Annotated in this window: 1 pseudogene; it reads left to right on the forward strand. The window is 33.2% G+C overall.

Annotated elements, in window-relative coordinates:
* Nucleotides 1-286: pseudogene (locus tag ACNG5D_RS16030) on the forward strand (tetratricopeptide repeat protein); the annotation flags it as partial.

Consider the following 286-nt stretch of genomic DNA (forward strand, 5'->3'; position numbering starts at 1 on the left):
CGATATATTAGTATTGCAAGAAAAGTTTAACGAAGCCTTAATCTATTACACACAAGTACAACGCAACCTAAAAAACAGCACCTTGTCTCAAGAAGCAAGATATAAAGTGGCTAAAACCAGTTATTACAAAGGCGATTTTAAATGGGCAGAATCTCAGCTTAAAATCTTAAAATCGTCCACATCGCAATTAATAGCAAACGATGCCTTAGACCTCATGTTACTTATTACAGATAATAAATATGAAGATTCTACACAAACAGCATTAAAATTGTATGCCAAAGCAGAT

Source organism: Algibacter ulvanivorans (assembly GCF_048381495.1).
Lineage (GTDB): Bacteria > Bacteroidota > Bacteroidia > Flavobacteriales > Flavobacteriaceae > Algibacter_B > Algibacter_B ulvanivorans.